21 protein-coding genes are annotated in these 21,729 nt (G+C 58.4%); 15 read left to right on the top strand and 6 right to left on the bottom strand.

What is annotated here, in order from left to right; genetic code table 11:
* Positions 1–109 precede the first annotated feature (109 nt).
* A complete protein-coding gene (locus tag KUW67_RS14205; protein ID WP_224825984.1) occupies positions 110–1,021 on the top strand; it encodes a LysR substrate-binding domain-containing protein in 912 nt (303 codons plus the stop codon).
* On the opposite strand, the gene KUW67_RS14200 is transcribed toward KUW67_RS14205, so the two are convergent.
* The 6 genes from KUW67_RS14200 to KUW67_RS14175 form a co-directional block, all read right to left on the bottom strand.
* Positions 1,018–1,677, bottom strand: a complete 660-nt coding sequence (locus KUW67_RS14200) for a class II aldolase/adducin family protein (RefSeq protein ID WP_224825983.1) — start codon at positions 1,675–1,677, stop codon at positions 1,018–1,020. The genes KUW67_RS14205 and KUW67_RS14200 overlap by 4 nt on opposite strands.
* Positions 1,670–2,806 (bottom strand): Tm-1-like ATP-binding domain-containing protein, encoded by a 1,137-nt coding sequence (locus tag KUW67_RS14195; RefSeq protein WP_224825982.1) that lies wholly within the window; start codon positions 2,804–2,806, stop codon positions 1,670–1,672. Before KUW67_RS14195 ends, KUW67_RS14200 begins: the two co-directional genes overlap by 8 nt.
* Positions 2,806–3,678, bottom strand: a complete 873-nt coding sequence (locus KUW67_RS14190; RefSeq protein WP_224825981.1) for a carbohydrate ABC transporter permease — start codon at positions 3,676–3,678, stop codon at positions 2,806–2,808. The genes KUW67_RS14195 and KUW67_RS14190 overlap by 1 nt, the downstream gene beginning before the upstream one ends.
* Positions 3,675–4,589, bottom strand: a complete 915-nt coding sequence (locus KUW67_RS14185; protein WP_224825980.1) for a carbohydrate ABC transporter permease — start codon at positions 4,587–4,589, stop codon at positions 3,675–3,677. The genes KUW67_RS14190 and KUW67_RS14185 overlap by 4 nt, the downstream gene beginning before the upstream one ends.
* A gap of 64 nt (positions 4,590–4,653) precedes the next feature.
* A complete protein-coding gene (locus tag KUW67_RS14180; protein WP_224825979.1) occupies positions 4,654–6,003 on the bottom strand; it encodes an extracellular solute-binding protein in 1,350 nt (449 codons plus the stop codon).
* A gap of 50 nt (positions 6,004–6,053) precedes the next feature.
* A complete protein-coding gene (locus KUW67_RS14175) occupies positions 6,054–7,127 on the bottom strand; it encodes an ABC transporter ATP-binding protein (RefSeq protein ID WP_224825978.1) in 1,074 nt (357 codons plus the stop codon).
* Positions 7,128–7,271: 144 nt separating this feature from the next.
* Here KUW67_RS14175 and KUW67_RS14170 point away from each other — a divergent pair, with 144 nt between their 5' ends.
* The 14 genes from KUW67_RS14170 to KUW67_RS14105 all read left to right on the top strand — a co-directional run bounded on the left by KUW67_RS14170 (position 7,272) and on the right by KUW67_RS14105 (position 21,664).
* On the top strand, positions 7,272–7,925 hold the full coding sequence (locus KUW67_RS14170; RefSeq protein WP_224825977.1) for a GntR family transcriptional regulator: 654 nt from the start codon (positions 7,272–7,274) through the stop codon (positions 7,923–7,925).
* An 85-nt stretch (positions 7,926–8,010) separates the two neighbouring features.
* Positions 8,011–8,940 (top strand): N-acyl homoserine lactonase family protein, encoded by a 930-nt coding sequence (locus KUW67_RS14165; RefSeq protein ID WP_224825976.1) that lies wholly within the window; start codon positions 8,011–8,013, stop codon positions 8,938–8,940.
* Positions 8,941–9,753 (top strand): TIGR01459 family HAD-type hydrolase, encoded by an 813-nt coding sequence (locus KUW67_RS14160; RefSeq protein ID WP_224825975.1) that lies wholly within the window; start codon positions 8,941–8,943, stop codon positions 9,751–9,753.
* Between the two features lie 4 nt (positions 9,754–9,757).
* Entirely contained in the window at positions 9,758–10,714 is a 957-nt protein-coding gene (locus KUW67_RS14155) for a class II aldolase/adducin family protein (RefSeq protein ID WP_224825974.1), read from the top strand.
* Positions 10,711–11,964, top strand: a complete 1,254-nt coding sequence (locus KUW67_RS14150) for an FGGY-family carbohydrate kinase (RefSeq protein ID WP_224825973.1) — start codon at positions 10,711–10,713, stop codon at positions 11,962–11,964. Before KUW67_RS14155 ends, KUW67_RS14150 begins: the two co-directional genes overlap by 4 nt.
* A gap of 143 nt (positions 11,965–12,107) precedes the next feature.
* The gene (locus KUW67_RS14145) at positions 12,108–13,133 is read left to right on the top strand and encodes a LacI family DNA-binding transcriptional regulator (protein WP_224825972.1); all 1,026 of its coding nucleotides are present in this window, start codon (positions 12,108–12,110) and stop codon (positions 13,131–13,133) included.
* 94 nt (positions 13,134–13,227) lie between these two features.
* The gene (locus tag KUW67_RS14140; RefSeq protein WP_224825971.1) at positions 13,228–14,541 is read left to right on the top strand and encodes a sugar ABC transporter substrate-binding protein; all 1,314 of its coding nucleotides are present in this window, start codon (positions 13,228–13,230) and stop codon (positions 14,539–14,541) included.
* A 113-nt stretch (positions 14,542–14,654) separates the two neighbouring features.
* On the top strand, positions 14,655–15,533 hold the full coding sequence (locus tag KUW67_RS14135; protein ID WP_224825970.1) for a carbohydrate ABC transporter permease: 879 nt from the start codon (positions 14,655–14,657) through the stop codon (positions 15,531–15,533).
* Between the two features lie 12 nt (positions 15,534–15,545).
* Complete coding sequence (locus KUW67_RS14130; protein ID WP_224825969.1) at positions 15,546–16,376, top strand: carbohydrate ABC transporter permease; 831 nt, start codon at positions 15,546–15,548, stop codon at positions 16,374–16,376.
* 12 nt (positions 16,377–16,388) lie between these two features.
* Positions 16,389–17,393 carry an ABC transporter ATP-binding protein gene (locus KUW67_RS14125; RefSeq protein WP_224825968.1) on the top strand — a complete coding sequence of 335 codons (1,005 nt, stop codon included), beginning with the start codon at positions 16,389–16,391 and terminating at the stop codon, positions 17,391–17,393.
* Entirely contained in the window at positions 17,393–18,166 is a 774-nt protein-coding gene (locus KUW67_RS14120; RefSeq protein ID WP_224825967.1) for an L-iditol 2-dehydrogenase, read from the top strand. Before KUW67_RS14125 ends, KUW67_RS14120 begins: the two co-directional genes overlap by 1 nt.
* The gene (locus KUW67_RS14115; protein ID WP_224825966.1) at positions 18,166–19,659 is read left to right on the top strand and encodes a mannitol dehydrogenase family protein; all 1,494 of its coding nucleotides are present in this window, start codon (positions 18,166–18,168) and stop codon (positions 19,657–19,659) included. Before KUW67_RS14120 ends, KUW67_RS14115 begins: the two co-directional genes overlap by 1 nt.
* Positions 19,659–20,273, top strand: a complete 615-nt coding sequence (locus KUW67_RS14110) for an AAA family ATPase (RefSeq protein ID WP_224825965.1) — start codon at positions 19,659–19,661, stop codon at positions 20,271–20,273. Before KUW67_RS14115 ends, KUW67_RS14110 begins: the two co-directional genes overlap by 1 nt.
* A 407-nt stretch (positions 20,274–20,680) precedes the next feature.
* On the top strand, positions 20,681–21,664 hold the full coding sequence (locus KUW67_RS14105) for a phosphatase domain-containing protein (RefSeq protein WP_224825964.1): 984 nt from the start codon (positions 20,681–20,683) through the stop codon (positions 21,662–21,664).
* Positions 21,665–21,729 lie beyond the last annotated feature (65 nt).

The following is a 21,729-nucleotide window of genomic DNA, read 5'->3' as shown; positions in this document are numbered from 1 at the left end:
TCTTCAGGTCGGGCGCAATAGAATCCCCCACAGCTCTTAAGCACGACGCTAACAAGGATTTGGAATTATTATAAGTTGTGTTTTCTAATGTGATTGATAACTTCAGATTATGAAAAATATCACTCTGAAACAGCTTCGTTATTTCGAGGCTTTGGCCCGTCACAAGCACTTTGGACGCGCGGCGGATGCCAGTGCCATCTCGCAACCTGCGCTGTCGATGCGGATCAAGGAGCTTGAGACCTCGCTTGGGACCGCGCTGTTTGAACGGGGGCCACGGCAGGTGAGCCTGACCGCTTTCGGCGAGGAGTTTGCCCCCCGCGCCCGCGACATTCTGCGGGCTGTGGACGAGCTGGGAGAGATGGCGCGCGCGGCAACGACAGGGTTGTCGGGACGGCTGCGGATCGGGGTGATCCCGACAATTGCGCCCTATCTGCTGCCGGCGCTTATTGGTGAGCTGACACGCGCGCATCCGCAGGTCGATATGCAAATCCGTGAGACGGTGACCCCACGCTTGCTGGAAGAGTTGCAGGACGGGCTGCTGGATACGGCGATCCTCGCTTTGCCGATTGAGGAACCCACGTTGGTAGAGACGCCGCTCTTCGAGGAAGCGATGATGCTTGTGCGCCCGAAGGCAGAGGCGGACGCCCCGGTGCCTGGCAAGGACAAGCTGCGCGAGATGCGTTTGTTGCTTCTGGAGGAAGGCCACTGCTTTCGCGACCAAGCATTGTCTTACTGCGATATGCCTGCGCAGCAACCGCGGGCGGGGCTGGACGGAAGCTCCCTCTCGACGCTGGTGCAGATGGTGGGGGCTGGCATCGGTGTAACGCTTATCCCAGAGATGGCCGTGCGGGTGGAGACACGCTCGGCCCCGGTCTGCGTGGGGCATTTTGCAGGCGAGCCGCCCAAACGCACAGTCGGGATGGTTTGGCGCAAGACGCATCCGCTGGCGACGCAGTTGGAGGAGGTCGCCGCGATTGTAAAACGCGCGGCGGTCAGCTTGATTGATGGAGTGACAGACTAGCCCGCGGCGCGGGCATCCATTGCTATGCCGTATTTCGGCAAGTCCGCAGCGGTCTTGCCGTGGGCAGCCATGAGCGTATCGCGAACGTAAGCGATATGAGCTGTCTCTTCGATGATCTCGGCCAGATATTGCGCGGCGGTCAGTGTCTTGCCGACCCCGATGGTGCCATGATTGGCCAGCACGGCAGCGCGCACGGAGGGATCGCGGAAGACCGGCGTAATCTCGACCTCGGTCTGGGGACCCCCATTGGACGACAGCGGGATCAACGGCATTCGCCCAATCTTTTCGATGGTCTGCACAGTGAGGCACGGGATCTCGATCCCGGCGCTGGCAAAGCCGGTGGCCCAAGGGCTGTGGCAATGCACGATGGCGTTGATATCGGGCCGGATGCGGTAAAGATCGAGGTGGAAATCCATATCTTTGGAGGGCTTGAACGGTGTCGGCTCAATCGTCCCGTCCAGATGCACAATCTGCAGGTTGTCGCGGGTGCATTCGGCAAAGCCGACGCCGGAAGGCTTGATAACAATGGCGTCGCCACTGGACAGGCGCACCGACAGGTTGCCGCCTGCGTTGGTCTGCAAGCCACGCTCGAAACAGCGCTGCGCGGACCAGATCAGGGCATCTTTCTTGGCTTCGATATCGGAAGGGTCAAGCATCGGGGGCATCCTTTGTGATGTCTTGCAGCGCGGCTACGGCGGCCTTGGCCACGGCACTGTCGTTGATGTGACCCGGCAAGCGGGTCAGCGGAATGTGGGTTTCCAGCGTGTCGGCAAAGGCTGCGCGCAGGGCTGGGGCTTCGATGGCACCACCGGGGCGATCCTCGGACGAGAAGCCGCCCATCGGGATAAGAACGCGCACGGGGGCTTCAGCCTTCACAAGCGCACGACCGAGGATATCGGCGCAAGTCACGACCTCGTCTTCGGTGCATTGCACATGGGTGAAAAGCGGTGAATGAGAATAGTGCGGACGCGCGCTGTAGAGGTCGGGCATCAGCGCCGCCTCTCCCAGCCCGATGAAATTAACGCCGCCGGGCAGAACCACGCGGGGCAGATGGCCCATACCGGTGAAGCGGGCCGGCATATCGGCATTGACGCCTGCGACATAGCAGCGGGTCAGCTCGTGCGGCGTGTAGTCGATCACCGATTTGAACGCACCGTTTTGCGCCCAGCGCGTGAAGGCGGCACCGCCAAAGCCGTTGGCATGAAAGACGGTGACTTCTTCCCCAGCGGCACGGAGCAGATCGCAGACTGTATCGGTGCCAGCACTGGTGACGCCCAGTGAGGTGACGCCGATGGAGGGGTTCAGCGACGCGTCGCCCGTGGGCAGCGTGCTGTGATAAAGCCCTCCGGTGATGGCTGCGGCCTGATCAAGGGCGGCGCGCGTCGTGGCGTTCAGACCGCACAGATCGGCAATGGTCGGCACCAGCACAATCGAGCTGTCGGCGATGATGTAGCGCGGATCAAACGGCAAGGTCGTGACCAGCACCTTGGGTATCGCAAGGGGCAAAGACTGCAGCACCTTGAGCGCGATCTGCCCGCCCGTGCCACCACCAATGGCGACCACCATGCGCCGCCCGTTGCCCGTATGCTCGGAAATCTCGGCGATAGCGCGATTGGTGGCAGCTTCCATGCCCGCCAGCTTGGCCTCGGGCGACCATTGCACACCGCGTGCATGAAGCGAGATATCGCAGCGCTCTACCTCGACCCCGAGGGCCAGCAACGCGGCGATCAGGTAATTGGCTTCCTCGGCCTTTGTGTCGTAGGTGGCCAGCAGAAGGACAGACATCAGCCTTTCACGGCTCCTGCGGTCATGCCGGTGATAATCTGACGGCTGGCAACAAAGGTAAAGATGATGGGCGGGATAGCCAAAAGCATCCCTGTGGCCATGATCACGCCCCAGTCGATGTCAAACTCGGTCAGCCTGTTCACGATGGTGACCGGCACGGTGCGGCTATTGCGATCCGAAAGCGCATTGGCCAGCAGAAATTCGTTCCACGCGACCCGGAACGTGAAGATCGAGGCGGCTGCAATACCCGGCTTGATGAGCGGGAGCACCACAAGAAAGAAAACCTGGAAGGGACCGGCGCCATCCATGCGCGCGGCCTCTTCCAGCTGGATCGGCACTTGAACAATAAAACTCTGTAAGATCCAGATCACGAATGGCAGGTTGAGCGCCACGTAAACAAGAATGATCCCGCCGCGCGAGCCGTCGATCCCGAATTGGAAGGTCCATATACCAAAGACCGGCACCAGAAGAACGGCAGGCGGCACCATGCGCATCATCAACGTCCAGATGGAGACCACATCGCGCCCCATGAAGCGAAAGCGCACAAGCGCGTAAGCGGCCATGGTTCCGATGATGAGCGTAATCGCGGTGGAGATCAGGCCAATGATCAACGAGTTGGTTAACGCGCGGCCAAAGGTCGGGTCGCAGCGGCGCAGGTGTTCTGGCTCATACCAAAGGAAATCGCAGAGCGCGGTCTCGTAATTGCGCAAGGTCGGCATGAACAGCCAGCTGCTGTTTTCCGACATGATGTCGACATTCAGCTTCAGCGAGGTCGCCAGCATCAGGTAGATCGGCCCAATGGCCATCAAGACCAGCGCGACAAGCAGCGCGTAGAAGGCGGGGTTCTGACGGTCGTAGGTTTTCTGGCTCATGCTTCTTCCTCGGCCGCTCGCATGCGCTCTGCGCGGATCTCCTGCGCTTTGTTATAGATGAACATCACGAAGGTCAGGATCAGCAAGACGATCAGAAGCAGGTTCGACATGGCTGCCGCCTCGCCCAGTTCACGGAACTCAGACGCCGTTCGGTTGATGCGAATCGACAGGATTTCCGTCGAAAGACCCGGCCCGCCATTGGTCATCACAAGGATCACTTCGAGCACTTTGAAACTGTCGATCAGACGCAGGAGCAGGGTCACGATCAGGACGGGCAACATGAGGGGCAGCTTGATATAGATGATCTGCTGCCAACCGGTCGCCCCGTCGATCTTGCTGGCCTCGATGGCCGAGGATGGCAGCGATTGCAGGGCGGCCAGCGACAGGATGAAGATAAACGGTGTCCATTGCCAGACATCAGCGATGATCACAGAAGTGAAGGCCCAACTGCCGTCGGACAGCCATGGGATTGGTTCAAACCCCCAGGATTCAAGCGTCTGATTAAAGATGCCCACGGTTGGGTGATACATGTAGCGCCACATGAGACCGACCACGATGGGTGCAATCATCATCGGTAGAATGAAGAGAGTGCGCAGCACGGACATGCCGCGAATGTTGCGATCCAGAAGCAGCGCAAGGCCAACGCCAATGACCATCTCAAGCGTCACCACGATGGCTGCAAATCTGAGCGTGACCCACATGCTTTCGCGGAAGGCGTCATCGCTGAAAAGTTTGATGTAATTGCGCAGGCCGACGAAATCCGCTTCACCGATGCGCTGGCTCGGGTTCCAGTCCAGAAAACTGGCGTAGATCATGTAGCAGATCGGGTAGAACAGCGCCACCAGCAACACGATCCCGGCGGGTGCCAGAAAAAGATAGGGGGTCAGCCGGTTCGCACGCGCAGTGGACATCAGATCAGAGCCTTAGAGACGGTCAGGATGGGCCGGCGCCGTAGCGCCAGCCCGGAAGGAGTGCTTACTGCCAAGTGTAATACCCGGCCTCTTCCATAACAGCGCGCGCCCGTTCGGCCACACCGTCCAGCGCTTCCTGCGGGTCCAGACCTTCGGTCAGAACCTGACTCATGGTGGTGCCGATATCCGCGTTGATCTTGCCCCATGTGGGGATGATCGGACGCCAATCGGGGTCGGCAAATTGCAGCGCTTCACCGAAGGTTGCGGAGTAAGGATACTTCGCGTTCAGCTCGGCATTCTCATAGGTGGAGAAGCGCGACGGGTTACCGCCTGCCATGGCCACGGCCAGATCACCCTCTTTCGAGGTGAGCCACTGCATCAGAAGGAAGGCCGCTTCCTTGTTCTGTGCGTTGGACGGAATGCCGATGCCGAAGCCACCGGTCTGGCTGCCGCGACGCACACCTTCGGGGTGCAAGGCGTAGCCGACCTTACCCGCGACGGTGCTTTGCGACGGATCCTCGAACCCGGCGGCAAAGGCGATGCTGTCCATGAACATGGCGGAGGAGCCTTGCTTGAAGGACGCAGCCGCTTCTGCCGGACCAAAGGTCTGCGAGCCTTCGGGGCCGCAATCGACGATGGTTTTCAGCGCGTTGGCCGCTGCGACACCCGCTTCATTGTTGATGATCGGGTTCCACTGCTCGTCAAAGACGCGACCACCAAGGGGCGCGAGGTGCAGAAGGAACGCGTGGCTCGCCTGGTGGCCGGAGGCCGCACGAGAGGCCATGCCGCCCATTCCGGGCTCTACTTCGGGGATCTGACACGCGACTTCGAGCAGTTGGTCATAGGTCTGCGGGACCTCGATACCGTGCTTCTCAAAAATGTCCTTGCGGTAGGCCAGAACCGACGTTTCAGCGCCGAACGGAATACCAAAGAGCGAGCCGGTCGGACCGGGCAGATAGCCCTTTTCGCCGCCCGCAACACCGATGTTCTGGACATAGCCGTCAATCAGGTCGCCCGCGTCATAGTTGGGGTTCGCCAGTTTGGGGTTCATGAAGTATTTCGCGAGATTCTCAAGCTGATCGGCAAAGACGTAGTCAGCTTTCGAGAAAACCACATAGGAAATGAGGTCGTAATCGCCCTCGTCCTTGGTCAACTCAAGCGTCTGGCGCTCGCGCATCTTGAGGTATTGCAGTTGGTCAACTTCAACCTCGATACCGGTTTCTTCGGTGAACTGTGGCAACACGTCGAGCACAGCGTTGTAATGCGGATGCGCGGGGAAGTTCACGACCAGCGTTGTGCCTTCATAAGGCGCATAGACATCGGCGGTGTGACCTTCGGCAAGCGCGTAGCTGGCAGTGAATGTCATCGACACCGCCATCGCGGCTGACCAGACATTGCGTTTGAGTGATTTCATATCATCCTCCCAGATGGTTATGGGCCTCTGCGGCCCCTTTTTATGAGCGGCTAGAGTGCCGCCTCTGACTGCGGGTCAAAGAGATGAACCTCATCCCCCTGCACCGTGAATTCGCGGCTTTCGCCTGCGCGGATCGGGGCCACCGTGTTGACCTCAATCGCGACCTGCTGGCCGCCCAGCTCGGAAATCAGTACAGATTGCGCGCCGATATATTCAGACAGGATCACTGGCATCGAGATGCCGCCGCTGCCTTCAGCAAAGCTGGACGGACGAATGCCTAGCGTGATTTTGCGGTCCTTGTGGGCCTGCAGCCGCGCCTTGCGATCCTCGGCCAGCGGGATTGCAAACCCGGTGCCGCGGGCGTGAAGCACGCCATCTTCTTCGGACAGTTCGGCGTCCAGAAAGTTCATTGTGGGCGAGCCGATGAAGCCAGCTACAAACTTGTTCGCAGGGTTGCGATACAGCTCTTCCGGGGTGCCGGCCTGCATTATCTCGCCAAACTTCATCACGACGATCTTGTCGCCCAGCGTCATCGCCTCGACCTGATCATGGGTCACGTAGATCATGTTTTTCTTTATACGCTGGGACATCAGCGCCAATTCGGCGCGCATCTGACCGCGTAGTTTGGCATCGAGGTTTGACAGCGGTTCATCAAACAGGAAAGTGCCCGCGTCGCGCACGAGGGCGCGGCCCATGGCGACGCGCTGACGCTGGCCGCCCGACAGCTCGGCCGGTTTGCGGTCAAGATAGGCGGTGAGATCCAGCGTCTCGGCCACTTCCTTCACGCGCGCTTCAATATCAGACTTGTTCATCCGCGCCAGACGCAAGGCAAAGGACATGTTCTTGGCGACGTTCATATGCGGATATAAAGCGTAGTCCTGAAAGACCATCGCCAGATCACGCTCTTTCGGCTCAAGCTGCGAGACGTCACGATCCCCGATCATGATCTGACCGCCAGTGACGCTTTCCAGACCCGCGATCATCCGCAGCGTCGTGGATTTGCCGCAGCCTGATGGGCCAACCAGCACCGTGAACTCGCCATCGGCCATCTCGAGGTTCAAATCCTCAATGACGGTCAGGGCACCGTAGTCCTTGCGCAGATGCTGTAGTCGTATCTCGGGCATTCAAGGCGTCTCCCACACTCGATGCTGAAAAAATAATAGTTTGTATACAAAAGCAATCTTAAATATCCAAAATAACCAGATTGGATGGTTTTTCCGCAGAGAGCATGCTACAGACAAAGGGCACAAGCCTGACAGGAGACCTCCATGGTGCAAACCAGCCCCCTTCCGCGCGAATCGACCGGTCAGAGAATCGAAGCGGCTTTGCTGGACGATATTTCAGGTGGATTGTTGCAGCCGGGCGAGCGGTTGGACGAGACCAAGCTTGCCGAACGCTTTGGCGTGTCACGCACGCCGGTCCGCGAAGCGCTAAGCCGTCTGACAGCGCAAGGCGTGTTGGTGGCGGGCGAAAAGCGGGGCGTGCGCGTCGCGCAATATACCCGTGAAGAACTGGCGCAGATGTTTGAAGCCATGCAGGAAATAGAGAGCATTTGCGCACGCTTAGCCAATCAACGCCTGACTTTATTGGGCCGTGCGGAGATTGAAGCAGCGCAGGCCGAGTGCGTGGAGGCCGCCAAGCACAATGACAGGCTGGCCTATATCAAGGCCAATGAAAAACTGCATCTGGCGATCTACCGCGCGACGGACAATCCCTATATCTGCGATCTGGCGTCGGACTTTCGCCGCAAGACCGGACCGTTCCGCGCCAAGAAACTGGCGACACAGGAAGATTTGTTAGCCTCAGTCGAGAACCATGTCGATCTGCTGAACAAAATCTTCTCGGAGGATTCACAAACGGCAGTGGATGGCATGCGCAAACATATGACCGAGAGTTTCATGCGCGTTCTCGCCGCGAACTGAGAAACTGACGGAAAGTTTTGCTGCGTATGTAGACACTTCCATATTTTTGTATACAAAAGGTTCGACTCGTATCTGGAGGACCACAATGGGTGTCGCTGAAACCAAAATCTATCCGATCAACACCGGCTGGCTCGAAGCCGACCTTGGGACCTACATTTTCTGGAAGGGTCCAGCGGGTCAGAAAATCTGGAACCCTTGTTATTGCTATTACGTCGACACCGGCGAGCATAAAATTCTGATCGACACCGGTCTTTGCGACGAAGAGCGCGCCACGAAATACCACCACAAATGCGACAAGCGCGGCAGCACCGAGGTGCATCTGCACCTCAAGGAAAAGCTGGGCGTCGACCCGTCCGAGATTGACGCGATTGTCTTTACCCACCTGCACTGGGACCACGTGCAGAACATGAAAGAATTCCCGAACGCGCGCTATATCGCCCCCTCTGCCGAGATCGAGATGGCGTATAACCCACTGCCGCTTTACTACCGCACCTATGAGTGCGGCATCCTTGGGATTGAGCCAGCCTACGCGGGGTGCGTGTTTGAAGGCATCAAGGACGAGACGGAGGTGCTGCCCGGCATCACCATGTTCCACACACCCGGACACTCGGTTGGGCATATGGCCGTGACCGTTGCCACATCGGCTGGCGATATCGTGGTCTGCGGCGATGCGATTTTCCAAGCACGCAACCTTGAGCCGAACCCTTCTGAGATGTGGCGCTATTGGGTGCCTGCGCGGTTCGTGAACTCCGTCGATGGGTGGAAATCGGTCGAGGAGATCGACAAGCGGGCAGACTACATTCTGGCCTGCCACGACAAAGCCTGCGGCGATCACGAGGTCTATCCTTTCCCCGGAATGGAGTTGCGCAAACGACGGCAGTTCATCCCTGGCTACCCATTCTATTTCGGTGACATGCCTCCGGGTACGGCCGAAAAATCGGCCCCTGCTATGAAGCCTGACGAGGTGGACGCTTATATCGAAAGCCTCGTGCCGCCGACACCGGACCCCAAGTAAATGCAAACGCTCGACAGCATCCTGACGGTCGCGGACCGCTATGATGCGATCGTGTTTGATCAATGGGGCGTGCTGCATAATGGCAGCGCGCCCTACCCTCATGCGGTCGGAGCTGTTGAGGCGCTGGCTCATGCAGGAGTGATGTTGGGGGTTCTGTCGAACTCCGGCAAATCGGCGGCGATCAACCGGGATCGGATCACGGGGATCGGGTTTCCGGCCTCGGCATTCGGCCCGGTGATGACCTCAGGCGAGGCGCTGAAGATCGACATGCGTGCAGGGCTCTTGGCGCATATCCGGGCGCTTTACGTGATTTCAGCTACGCCAGAGGACGCCGCGCGCAGCGTGGCGGACATGGGCGTGGCTCAAGTGGCGACCCTGTCCGATGCGGACGCAGTCTTGCTGATGGGGCTGCCGGACGGCGGTGACCATGCGACTGAACGGGCGGTGCTGCGCGAGGCGCGGGCTCAGGGAAAACGCTTGATCTGTTCAAACCCGGATCGGCACTCGCCCCGCGCAGATGGCGTGCTGGTGGAATCTCCTGGCGCACTGGCCCATGAATACGCAGATGAAGGCGGCGAGGTGTTGTTCTACGGCAAGCCCCATCGCCCGATTTTCGACGCGCTTGGTGCGCAGCTGGGCGCGCGTCGCGTTTTGATGGTGGGTGACAGTCCAGAGCATGACATCGCCGGGGCCAAGGCCGCCGGATGGGACAGCCTGTTCATTCAAGGCGGTCTGTATGCGGATGTTGAACCTAGGGCCGATCTTTTCGACGGGATCGGGCTGCCTGACTATATGCTCCCCACTCTGAGGTAATCTGATGACCGACCTGTCCCCCGCCTTCCGCACGCTGTCTGCGCGCCTTGGCCAAGACCCTTTGCAAGTGCAAGGGCCCGGCGGCAACACCTCGATCAAGGAAGGGGAAGTGATGTGGATCAAAGCGTCCGGTACAGAGCTGGCGGACGCGGAGGTGAAGCCGATCTTTGTGGCAGTAGACCGCGAAAAGGCCAAGGCGGAGGCGTTTGGGGCAGGCGACGGGACCTGCAAGGCGACTGTGATTGATCCGGCCAACACGCTGCGCCCGTCGATTGAGACAACATTTCACGCGCTGCTCGATTGGTCCGTCGTTGCGCATACCCATTCGGTGCCGACATTGGTGCATGCGATCAGCCCAGAGGGCCGTGCTGTGGCGGCGGAAAAACTGGCTGGGCTGCCGGTGATCTTTGTGCCTTATCACAAGCCGGGTGTGCCTTTGACAGGTGCAATTGCGGAGCGTTTACACGCGGAGACGCAGGTGATTATCCTAGAAAATCATGGCCTTGTTTGTGCGGGTGATACAGTCGAGGACGTCGCGGCATTGATCAAAGAGGTCGAGGCGCGGCTGGAAATGCCGGTTCTGATATCGGCCGCTGCGGTGCCAGAACGTGCAGCACCGGAAGGCTATGAATGGATGCCCGAAGCAACGCCTTTGGCGACAAACGCGCAGCTGAGGGAACTGGCATTGGCCGGATCTTACTACCCGGATCACGTCGTGTTTCTGGGCGCTGCGTTACCGACCAGCCCTGACGCGCCCGCCTTCCTCACCGAAGATGGGGCGGCTTTGCGTGCGGATGCGACGACGTCTCAGCGGGCGATGTTGCAATGTCTGATGGATGTGCTTTCGCGCGTGCCGGAAGACTGGACTCCAGAGCCCATTGGCATGGCTGCCGAAGCAGAATTGCTGAACTGGGATGCAGAGAAGTACCGTCAAGCATTGGCGGAGAAAGCAATACCATGAGCCTGTCGCTTGGCATTGATCTGGGCACCTCGGGCATTCGCTGTGCGGTGATTGACGCTGATCATCAGGTGATCGCGATGACGCGCGGGGGCTACCCCGATGACAGTGCGATGGGCTGGTGGCATGCGGTTGTCGAAGGGCTGGACGCGCTGCGGGCGGAAATTGGCACGGACCGAATGGCGGCGATTGAGCGCGCCGCGATTGACGGGACGTCCGGCACAATGGTGTTGGTGGATGCCGATCTGACGCCGGTGACGGACCCATTGATGTATTTCTCTGGCGGGTTCGACGAGGAGGCGGCTCAGATCGCGCAACACGCGCCAGATGGGGATATTACCCGCGGGGCCTCCTCGGCGCTGGCGCGGTTGTTGCGGTTGCAAGGGTTGGATACCGCCCAGCGCGCGGCGCATATGTGCCATCAGGCGGATTTCATTCTGGCGAAGTTGACCGGCAAAGCGGGGCTATCGGATGAGAATAACAGCCTGAAAACGGGCTATGATGTGGTCGCGCGGCGCTGGCCTGATTGGATTAACAGGACGCCAGTCAACACGCATCTGCTGCCGGAGGTGCATCCGGTTGGCACGCCGCTGGCACAGGTGAGCGCGGACGCTGTGGCGCAGTTCGGCTTTACGCCGTCGTTACTGTTCTGTGCAGGCACAACCGACAGTATCGCGGCATTTCTGGCGACAGGTGCGTCTGAGATCGGCGAGGTTGTGACCTCGCTTGGGACGACGCTTGCGATCAAGTTGCTGAGCGATGTGCGGATTGTTGATGCGGCCCACGGAATATACAGCCACCGGCTAGGTGATGCATGGCTTGTCGGCGGGGCCTCAAATACGGGCGGAGGGGCCCTTTTGGCGCTGTTCGAGTTGGAAGATTTGGCCAGTCTCAGCGCGCAAATCGACCCGGCGCAATCGAGCGGGTTGGATTACTACCCCCTGCCCCGCCCCGGCGAGCGCTTTCCGGTGAATGATCCCGCGCTGGAGCCGAGGTTGACCCCGCGCCCGGACAGTGACGTGCTGTTTCTGCATGGGCTTTTGGAGGGGATCACCCGGATTGAGGCGCAATGCTACAAGGCGCTAAAGGCGCGCGGCGCGCCCGATATTACGCGGGTCTATACAGCAGGCGGTGGGGTGAAGAACCCAGCTTGGCTGGCCATCCGAGAGCGGATGATTGACGTGTCCTTCCAGATCGCACCGCAGACCGAAGCGGCTATCGGAGCCGCGATCCTCGCCGCGCAAGACGCTTAGCAAAAGGGCAAAACCTGCGGCCCATACGTATTGGATCGGTGCCGTGTATTCTTGAAAGGTTGATTTCTGACGCGCGACAAGAAATGCTTTGCCTAGGAAAGTTTTCGATCTTTACGGAAGCTCATATGAGAAGGCAGTGACATATGGCGGGCATCAAAATTCGGAACATGGACGAGTTTGCCCGCGTGAGCGGCGTCTCTCGACCCACATTGTCCAAGTACTTCAATGCACCCGAAAGCGTAAGGGAGCGCACCCGCACCAAGATCGAAGCCGCCTTGGAGGCGCATGACTACCGGCCCAATATCTACGCGATGAACCAGAACCGGAAGCTGACCAAGACGATCGGAATTGTGGTGCCGCTTCTGACTGACCCTTATTTTGCCGAGATTGCGCGCAGCCTTGAGCAAAGATGTGTCGCGGAAGGCTACCGTCCGACGCTGTTCAGTTCCCACGGAGATACGGCGATGGAGGTGGAGGTTCTTGAAACGCTCCGCTCGCTGAAGCCCGCTGGGGTGCTTTTGGCGCCGCTGGGGCGGGCCTCTAATTTGCGGGGGCTTGAGAAGTTCTGCGCAGACGTGCCGACCTTGATTTTTGACAGCAGTGTGGATCAAATCGGCCTAGCTTTTGTAGGCTCTGACAACTTTCAGTTCACATCGCATATCACCGATTATCTGTGCCGAACCGGGGAGCCACCCTGCTTTTTCGAGATGAAGACACCGGCCAATCCGAATGCGCATCGCAGACGACAAAGCTATCTGGATGCGATGAAAGTCTATGGATTTGAACCGCATGTTATCTCGGTCGAAGGGGAAGGTTGGGACATCGAAGAGATTGGACGTCTTGGCGGGCATGACGCTTTGAAAAGCGGCCGCTTTTCGACCAATACCATTCTGTGCTCAAACGACCGTCTGGCAATTGGATTGCTGACGGCCTGCTACGAGCAGGGCATCCATGTCGGGCGCGGTCCGGAGTGCACGATTCGTGTTGCGGGACAGGACGGTCACCCGCATTCGCGCTATACCTGCCCTCCGCTGACAACCATTTCGCATGACTATGATGCGGTTTCCCAAACCGCTGCCGAAACCCTTTTTACGGCAATCGAAGGCACGGTAAAGCCTTGGGAAAGCACGAGATTGGAGGGCAAGCTGATCATGAGAGACTCAGCTTAAGCTCAAATTATTTTACGCGCGTAAATTTTTTATTGACGGCGCGTGGCCCCGCCGATTAGCGTGCGTGCATCACATCCAATAGGGAGGAACTCGGATGTCTTTGAGGACCACACTTTGTGCGGCCACAGCGATGACGTTGGTTGCCACAAGCGGTGTATTCGCCGAAAGCCACAGCAAGACCATCACCATTGCCACCGTCAATAATGGCGACATGATCCGTATGCAGGGCTACACGGACACGTTCACCGAACAGACCGGCATTGCGGTTGAATGGGTTACACTGGAAGAGAATGTACTGCGTCAGCGCGTGACGACAGACATCACCACAAAAGGCGGTGCTTTCGACATCATGACCATCGGCATGTATGAAACGCCGATCTGGGGTGCCAACGAGTGGCTGGTCCCACTGGACGATCTGTCGGCTGAATATGACGTGGACGACATCCTGCCTGCAATGGCCGGTGGTCTGTCCCATGACGGCACGCTTTATGCGGCACCGTTCTACGGCGAAAGCTCGATGGTGATGTATCGCACGGACCTGATGGAAGCCGCTGGCCTTGAGATGCCAGACGCGCCGACATGGGAGTTCATCCGCGAAGCAGCCGCTGCCATGACTGACCGCGATAACGACATCAATGGCATCTGCCTGCGCGGCAAAGCCGGTTGGGGTGAAGGCGGCGCATTCATTACGGCAATGTCCAACTCGTTCGGTGCACGCTGGTTCGACATGGACTGGAACGCACAGTTCGACACCGAAGCTTGGGCCAATACGCTCAACTTCTACAAAGGCATGATGGACGAGTCCGGCCCTTCGGGTTACGCGACCAACGGCTTTAACGAGAACCTGTCGCTGTTCAATCAGGGCAAATGCGGCATGTGGATCGACGCCACAGTAGCTGCATCCTTTGTGACCGGCGACGACTCGACCGTTGCAGACAGCGTGAGCTTTGCACTGGCACCTGACAATGGTTTGGGCAAACGCTCCAACTGGTTGTGGGCATGGGCCTTGGCGATCCCGGCGGGCACCCAGCAGGAAGCCGAAGCCAAGCAGTTCATCGAATGGGCCACATCCAAGGACTATATCGAGCTGGTTGCAGCGAACGAAGGCTGGGCCAACGTGCCTCCGGGCGCACGCACCTCGCTTTACGAGAACCCTGACTATCAGGCCGTGCCTTTCGCACAGATGACACTGGACTCGATCCTGTCGGCCGATCCCACGGACTCCACTGTCGAGCCAAGCCCCTATGTCGGCATTCAGTTCGCAGCGATCCCCGAGTTTGCGGGTATCGCGACCGAAGTGAGCCAGGAGTTCTCGGCCGCATATGCAGGTCAGCAGAGCATCGAGGAAGCGCTTGAAAAAGCTCAGGCGATCACCAACGAAGCGATGGAAGCCGCAGGTTACCGCTAAATCGCACTGGTTTCACGGGCGGCCTTGTGCTGCCCGTGAGCCCCCCTTTCAAATTTCGCACCGTTCCATAACGTACCCAGACGGCGCCCCCGTCTACGAACGAGGTATATCCAATGGCAACCAAAGCATCTCGCTCAGCCGCCCGCATCATGATGGCGCCCGCCGTGGTCTTGCTCCTTGGATGGATGCTGGTGCCACTGACGATGACGCTGTGGTTCTCGTTCACCAAATACCTGCCCTTACGTGGTGACAGTATTGAGCGTGGCCTGGATTGGGTCGGGTTTGACAACTACGCGCGCTTTTTGTCGTCCAGCTCGTTCTGGCCCAGCGTGCAGACCACCCTGATCATGGTGGGCGGTGTTTTGATCATCACGGTCGTTCTCGGTATCCTTCTGGCGATGCTGCTGGATCAGCCGATCTGGGGCCAAGGCGTTGTTCGTATCCTTGTCATCGCTCCGTTCTTCGTGATGCCAACCGTTTCGGCCCTCGTATGGAAAAACATGCTGATGGACCCGGTGAACGGCATCTTTGCCCATATCTGGCGTTTTTTCGGGGCCGCGCCCGTCTCGTGGCTGTCGGATGCCTCGCTCAGCTCGGTCATCATGATCGTCTCGTGGCAGTGGCTGCCCTTTGCAACGCTGATCCTGCTGACCGCGATCCAGTCGCTGGACAGCGAACAGTTGGAGGCCGCAGAGATGGATGGCGCCCCTGCCCTCAAGCGGTTCTGGTTCATCGTGCTGCCGCATCTGTCGCGCGCAATCACCATCGTGATCCTAATTCAGACGATCTTTCTTCTGTCGATTTTCGCAGAAATTTTCGTCACCACCGGCGGCGCTTTCGGCACCCGCACCCTGACCTATCTGATCTTCCAGAGGGTCATCGACAGCCAAAACATCGGGCTGGGGTCTGCGGGCGGTGTCTACGCCATCATCCTTGCCAATATCGTTGCGATCTTCCTGATGCGCATCGTCGGCAAAAATCTGGACACGTGAGGAGCTGATCTCATGGCCCGTGCTGTAACGACCAATCGCAAGATCATCACCAGCGCTGCTGCGTGGACGATTGCGCTAATCATCTTCTTCCCGATTTTCTGGACGATTCTGACAAGCTTCAAAACCGAAGCGCAGGCGATCAATGATCCGCCGCTGTTCTTCAACTTCGACTGGACGCTGGAGAATTACGCCATCGTGCAGGAACGCTCGGACTATATGAAGTTCTTGTGGAACTCGGTTATTGTGGCCGGTGGTTCGACCTTGCTGGGCATCCTCATTGCGATCCCCGCGGCATGGTCGATGGCTTTCGTGCCCTCTAAGCGCACCAAGGACATCCTGCTGTGGATGCTGTCCACCAAGATGCTGCCCGCTGTCGGCGTGCTTTACCCGATCAGCCTGATCTTTGTGGAGTTCAACCTGCTGGATACCCGTGGTGGTCTGATCGTTGTTCTGATGCTGATCAACCTGCCGATCATCGTCTGGATGCTCTACACCTATTTCAGGGAAATTCCTGGTGAGATCCTTGAAGCAGCCCGCATGGATGGCGCGACCTTGAAGGAGGAAATCCTTTACGTGCTGACCCCAATGGCGGTCCCGGGCATCGCCTCGACAGTGCTGCTGAACTTCATCCTCGCGTGGAACGAGGCGTTCTGGACGCTGAACCTGACGGCGGCCAATGCGGCCCCGCTGACTGCGTTCATTGCCAGCTATTCCAGCCCCGAAGGCCTCTTTTTCGCAAAGCTCAGCGCGGCCTCGACCATGGCCATCGCGCCGATCCTCATTCTTGGCTGGTTCAGCCAAAAGCAACTTGTGCGCGGCCTGACATTCGGCGCCGTGAAGTAAAGGACCAGAGACATGGGACAGATAGAACTCAAGCAAGTCACCAAAAGCTTTGGCGATGTTCAGGTTATTCCTCCGCTGGACCTGACGATTGAAGACGGCGAGTTTACCGTCTTCGTCGGTCCCTCGGGCTGCGGCAAGTCCACGTTGCTGCGCTTGATTGCCGGGCTGGAGGATATCACCACCGGCCATATCGAGATCGATGGCAAGGACGCCACGGATGTGGTTCCCGCCAAGCGCGGCCTTGCGATGGTGTTCCAGTCATATGCGCTTTACCCGCATATGTCGGTACGCAAGAACATCGCCTTCCCACTGCGCATGTCCAAGATGGATCAGGCAGAGATCACCAAGCGGGTGGAAGGTGCGGCCAGCGTGCTGAACCTGACCGACTATCTGGATCGTCGTCCCGGTCAGCTGTCGGGCGGTCAACGCCAGCGTGTGGCCATCGGACGCGCAATTGTGCGCGAGCCTGCGGCGTTTCTTTTTGACGAGCCTCTCTCAAACCTTGATGCCGCGTTGCGCGTCGGCATGCGCCTTGAGATTTCCGAGCTGCACAAGCGGCTTGAGACCACGATGATTTACGTGACCCATGATCAAGTCGAAGCGATGACCATGGCCGACAAGATCGTCGTGCTGCAAAGCGGCGTGATTGAGCAGGTCGGCACCCCGCTTGAACTCTATCGCACGCCGCGCAACACGTTTGTGGCGGGCTTTATCGGTTCGCCAAAGATGAACCTGATCGAAGGGGCTGAGGCAGCCAAGCATGACGCCACCACCATCGGTATCAGGCCAGAGCATATCGACGTTGTCGAAAGCGGTGGGCTCTGGCAAGGCACGGTGGGCGTGGCCGAGCATCTGGGCTCTGACACGTTCTTTCACATCCACAATACCGGGCTGGCCGAGACCTTGACCGTGCGCGCGATTGGGGATGTGAGCCTTAAACATGGCGACACCATTCATCTGACCCCGCGCAGCCACGAAATTCATCGCTTTGGCGCAGACGGGCTGCGGATGGCGTAATGCAAAGGCTGGCAGGCAAAACCGCGCTGATTACGGGCGCCGCCCGTGGGATCGGGCTGACCTTCGCCAAGGCCTATGTGGCCGAAGGCGCGCGAGTGGTGATTGCCGATATCGACGCAGATCGTGCCGAAGTCGCGGCGCATGAGATCGGTACAGCCGCGCTTGCCGTGAAAATGGACGTCACCGACCAAGCCAGCGTTGAAGCCGGGATTGCAGCGGGTGTAGAGGCCTTTGGGCAGATCGACATCCTGATCAACAATGCCGCGATTTTCACAGCAGCCCCTGTGATGGAGATCACCGCGTCTGACTATCAGCGCGTCTTTGATATCAACGTCAAAGGGGCGCTTTTCACGATGCAGGCGGCGGCGCGGCAGATGATCGCGCAAGGCAATGGCGGGCGGATCATCAACATGGCATCTCAGGCCGGACGGAGAGGCGAAGGCTTGGTTGCGGTCTATTGCGCCAGCAAGGCCGCGATTATCAGCCTGACCCAATCGGCAGGCCTGGATTTGATCAAGCATGGCATCAACGTCAACGCCATCGCGCCCGGTGTCGTCGATGGCGAGCATTGGGATCATGTGGACGCGCTCTTTGCAAAATACGAGGGCAAAGAGCCCGGCCAGAAGAAACGCGAAGTGGGGGCAGCGGTGCCTTATGGGCGTATGGGCACCGCAGAAGACTTGACCGGCATGGCGGTCTTTCTGGCCTCTGAAGAGGCGCGTTACATCGTGGCCCAGACCTACAATGTCGATGGCGGGAATTGGATGAGCTGATGGCAGGTCAGGCTGAACATACGGCCGTCTCAAAGCTGAGCGAGGCAACCCTGCGGACGCTTCCGGCGACCGTCAAAGTGCCGGGTTACGACCATGCAGCACTGACCCCAGGCATTGTGCATATCGGTCTAGGCAATTTTCACCGCGCCCATCAGGCCTGGTATCTACACCAGTTGATGGAGCAAGGCCTCGCACATGATTGGGCGATTATCGGCGCTGGCGTGCGGTCGGGTGATGCGAAGATGCGCGAACGGCTTTTGGCGCAGGACTGTCTGACGACACTGATTGAGCTTGATCCCAAAGGAACCTCGGTAGAGGTCACAGGCCCAATGATTGACTTCATCGAGGTTCAGCCTGGTAATTCTGCGCTGATCACAGCGATGTCTGACCCGCGGATCCGGATCGTCTCTTTAACCGTGACCGAGGGCGGGTATTACCAGACCGAAACCGGCGCACTGGACATAGATCATCCCGACATCCAGCACGATATGCATCATCCTGCAAAGCCGATTACAGCCTTCGGTGCGATGATTGCGGCCTATGCGGCGCGGCGGGCTGCCGGGATAAAGCCGTTCACCGGGCAATGCTGCGACAACCTGCAAAACAATGGGGCTGTGCTGCGCCAAAGCATTGTCGGTCTGGCCAAGCTGATCGACCCGGAATTGGCAGATTGGATCGACCGCGAGGCCTGTTTTCCCAACGCGATGGTGGATTGTATCGTCCCGGCCACGGGCGACGCTGAGCTGTCTTTCGTCAAACAATTGGGCATTGATGACGCCGCCCCCGTGACCCACGAGAAGTACCGCCAATGGGTGCTGGAAGACCGATTCTGCGCGGGGCGCCCCCCATGGGAGGAGGCTGGCGTCACCATCACCGATAATGTGCACGCCTACGAGAACATGAAGATCCGCATGTTGAACGCAGGGCATCAGGTTCTTGCAAATGTCGGCCAGGTTTTGGGCATTGCCACGATTGCCGATTGTATGGCCGATGCGGATGTGGCTGCGTTCTTCAATAAGGTCGAAACGGACGGCATCCTGCCCCATGTGGATGCCGTGGAGGGTGTTGACCCACTGGATTATCTTGCGCTGATCGAAGGCCGTTTTGCCAATCCGCTGATCCGGGATACGACGCGGCGCGTGGCCTTTGACGGCTCTTCCCGACACCCAGGCTTTGTGCTGCCGATCTTGCGAGATGCTTTGGCGGCTGGTGCGTCCATCGACGGCTTGGCGCTGGTCGAGGCATTCTGGGCGCGCATGTGCGAAGGCACGCGCGAGACCGGAGAGCAGATTGAAGCCAATGATCCGGTTTGGGATGATCTCACATCTGCTGCCCTCGCGGCGAAATCCAACCCGAACGCGTGGCTGCAGCAGACACAATTCTACGGCGATCTTGCCCATGATCATCGCTTTGCCCAAGCCTTTGATCGCTGGTTGCGGATGATCTGGAAAGATGGCGCGCGCGCGGCGATATCAGCTTATTTGTCCGCGTGATGGCTGGCACGGATTTCGACACACTTCTGCGTCGCATCGAGGGTCTTTCGCCGAATGCTGCGCGCTGCCTGATTGCCATTGCGGGCCCGCCCGCATCTGGCAAATCCACCTTGGCCGCAGAGCTTGCCGAACACTTGGGCGCGATCGCCATGGTGCTGCCGATGGACGGGTTTCATTTGGATAATGCGGAACTCTCCGATCTGGGCCTGCTCGACCGCAAGGGTGCGCCCGAGACCTTTGATGCACAGGGCTTCGTCGATCTGGTGCAAAATCTGCGCGAGACGCCCGTTTTGACGGTCCCGACCTTCGACAGGGCTGCGGACAAGACAATACCCGCAGGTGATCGGATCGGCCCTGACACCCAGATCGTTCTGATTGAGGGAAATTATCTATTGCTGAATACCACGCCCTGGGCTCAGCTAAAGAACGCGTTTGATCTGACTGTCAGCCTGCGTGTTGAGCACGATGAACTTGAAAGACGCCTCGTTGAGCGTTGGTACACTCATGGTCTGTCGCATCGTGACGCCCTCAAACGCGCGCGTGAGAATGACTTGCGAAATGCAGATTTTGTGGACGAACATTCCTACCCGGCCGATGTGGTTTATCTCGGGTGAAGGGCCGCCAGGTTCATAGGCGCGTGAAGAACTGTGCGGTTGGGGAGCGGGTATTTAAGATGTGATGCCGACAGGCACTTGATCTTAGTATTTAAAATTATTGTTATGACTAAATAATTTTTCACGCCACGAACACCTTCGACTAATTTTTAGGCGACACCTGACATGCATTTTGGTCAAGTTGTGAATATGGGTTCTACGAAAGGTGTCTACCTTCAGCCCTAAGCCAACCTGCAGCTCTACAACCAAAAGCTGCGCTGTAGCCCGCCCAGTCGGTCATATTCTGCGTCTACAAGACCGGTGTTGCCTTAGCTATCCGAGCGGAACGAAGTTGCGATCCGGAAACGGAACCATTGTTTCTGTTGGAGGTTGTTCAGAGTGATCCGCTTCCAAACAAATGGGATGTCATGTCCGTAAAACTCTTTCTCGCTCGCATTCTGGAGCCCATCGAGCGGCGCATTGATGCCGTCAAGAACGTAAGCGATGCGCCCTGTCGTATCGAGCCATACGCCGGATATGAAACGCCTGAGGGCGTGGTGCTTCGTGGTCGCATTCTGACTGCGGCACCGAAACGTCGCGACCACGATGAGAGCAATAAATGGCAAAGTGCGCGTGAATTTTTCCGTCGTTTTGCAACCGATGAACGGGCTGACGTCTCGGTGTCGATCGCTTCGGGTGACGTCACGGTGGAAAGCGACGAGGAAGGCTATTTCAAGCTTGTTGTCCCCCGCGACGCGATTGCCGAGGACGGGACGGTCGAGTTAACGGCCAAAACCACAAGCGCGCATGCCAAGGTCTTTCTTGTTCCGGATAACGATGAAACCGGCGTGATCTCGGATATCGACGATACGATGATGCATACCGGCGCATATTCCCTTGTGATCAACCTGTGGAACACGATCACGGGTAGTGTTGCATCGCGGCAAGTCTTTCCAGGCTCGATTGATCTGATCAAACACTTTCATTCGCGGGGCGCACCGATCTTTTACGTGTCGTCGTCCCCTTGGAACCTGCATACGTTTCTTCATCGTGTGTTCGAAAGGAATGGGCTTCCTCTCGGCCCCATGTTCCTACGCGATCTGGGCATCTCGCAAACACAATTCGTGACGGGCACGCACGGCGATCACAAGGGCGCGGCAGTCCAGACCATCCTCGCCGCTCAACCCGATCGGAAATTTGTTCTCGTCGGGGATACCGGTCAGCACGACGCCGAAATTTACGGAAGGATTGCACGAGATCATCCCGAGAGGATTTCGCGCATACTCTTGCGGCAGCCGACCGACAACTTACCGGAAATTGCCGAAGACGCCGTAGGATGGAGCCGTGCCATTGGTATCGATGTTCAAGTTGTTCGAGATTTCAGCGAGGTTGAGCTGGACAGTGGCAGATAGTCCGCAGCTTTCAAGAAAATGGCCACGCCTTCTCTCTCGCACGCGTATCGTGTCGGTATCAGACA

The organism is Cognatishimia sp. MH4019 (assembly GCF_020177595.1).
Taxonomy (GTDB): Bacteria; Pseudomonadota; Alphaproteobacteria; order Rhodobacterales; family Rhodobacteraceae; genus JAHTBL01.
Note: the sequence above shows the minus strand (reverse complement) of the source record. Positions and strands in the feature narration are given on the sequence as shown.

Coding starts and splice junctions, on each gene's coding strand:
- KUW67_RS14170 (WP_224825977.1), top strand. CDS start 7,272: ATGGTGCAAACCAGCCCCCTTCCGCGCGAATCGACCGGTCAGAGAATC.
- KUW67_RS14190 (WP_224825981.1), bottom strand. CDS start 3,678: ATGAGCCAGAAAACCTACGACCGTCAGAACCCCGCCTTCTACGCGCTG.
- KUW67_RS14205 (WP_224825984.1), top strand. CDS start 110: ATGAAAAATATCACTCTGAAACAGCTTCGTTATTTCGAGGCTTTGGCC.
- KUW67_RS14185 (WP_224825980.1), bottom strand. CDS start 4,589: ATGTCCACTGCGCGTGCGAACCGGCTGACCCCCTATCTTTTTCTGGCA.
- KUW67_RS14105 (WP_224825964.1), top strand. CDS start 20,681: ATGTCCGTAAAACTCTTTCTCGCTCGCATTCTGGAGCCCATCGAGCGG.
- KUW67_RS14180 (WP_224825979.1), bottom strand. CDS start 6,003: ATGAAATCACTCAAACGCAATGTCTGGTCAGCCGCGATGGCGGTGTCG.
- KUW67_RS14120 (WP_224825967.1), top strand. CDS start 17,393: ATGCAAAGGCTGGCAGGCAAAACCGCGCTGATTACGGGCGCCGCCCGT.
- KUW67_RS14135 (WP_224825970.1), top strand. CDS start 14,655: ATGGCAACCAAAGCATCTCGCTCAGCCGCCCGCATCATGATGGCGCCC.
- KUW67_RS14200 (WP_224825983.1), bottom strand. CDS start 1,677: ATGCTTGACCCTTCCGATATCGAAGCCAAGAAAGATGCCCTGATCTGG.
- KUW67_RS14130 (WP_224825969.1), top strand. CDS start 15,546: ATGGCCCGTGCTGTAACGACCAATCGCAAGATCATCACCAGCGCTGCT.
- KUW67_RS14160 (WP_224825975.1), top strand. CDS start 8,941: ATGCAAACGCTCGACAGCATCCTGACGGTCGCGGACCGCTATGATGCG.
- KUW67_RS14125 (WP_224825968.1), top strand. CDS start 16,389: ATGGGACAGATAGAACTCAAGCAAGTCACCAAAAGCTTTGGCGATGTT.
- KUW67_RS14195 (WP_224825982.1), bottom strand. CDS start 2,806: ATGTCTGTCCTTCTGCTGGCCACCTACGACACAAAGGCCGAGGAAGCC.
- KUW67_RS14150 (WP_224825973.1), top strand. CDS start 10,711: ATGAGCCTGTCGCTTGGCATTGATCTGGGCACCTCGGGCATTCGCTGT.
- KUW67_RS14145 (WP_224825972.1), top strand. CDS start 12,108: ATGGCGGGCATCAAAATTCGGAACATGGACGAGTTTGCCCGCGTGAGC.
- KUW67_RS14175 (WP_224825978.1), bottom strand. CDS start 7,127: ATGCCCGAGATACGACTACAGCATCTGCGCAAGGACTACGGTGCCCTG.
- KUW67_RS14155 (WP_224825974.1), top strand. CDS start 9,758: ATGACCGACCTGTCCCCCGCCTTCCGCACGCTGTCTGCGCGCCTTGGC.
- KUW67_RS14115 (WP_224825966.1), top strand. CDS start 18,166: ATGGCAGGTCAGGCTGAACATACGGCCGTCTCAAAGCTGAGCGAGGCA.
- KUW67_RS14140 (WP_224825971.1), top strand. CDS start 13,228: ATGTCTTTGAGGACCACACTTTGTGCGGCCACAGCGATGACGTTGGTT.
- KUW67_RS14165 (WP_224825976.1), top strand. CDS start 8,011: ATGGGTGTCGCTGAAACCAAAATCTATCCGATCAACACCGGCTGGCTC.
- KUW67_RS14110 (WP_224825965.1), top strand. CDS start 19,659: ATGGCTGGCACGGATTTCGACACACTTCTGCGTCGCATCGAGGGTCTT.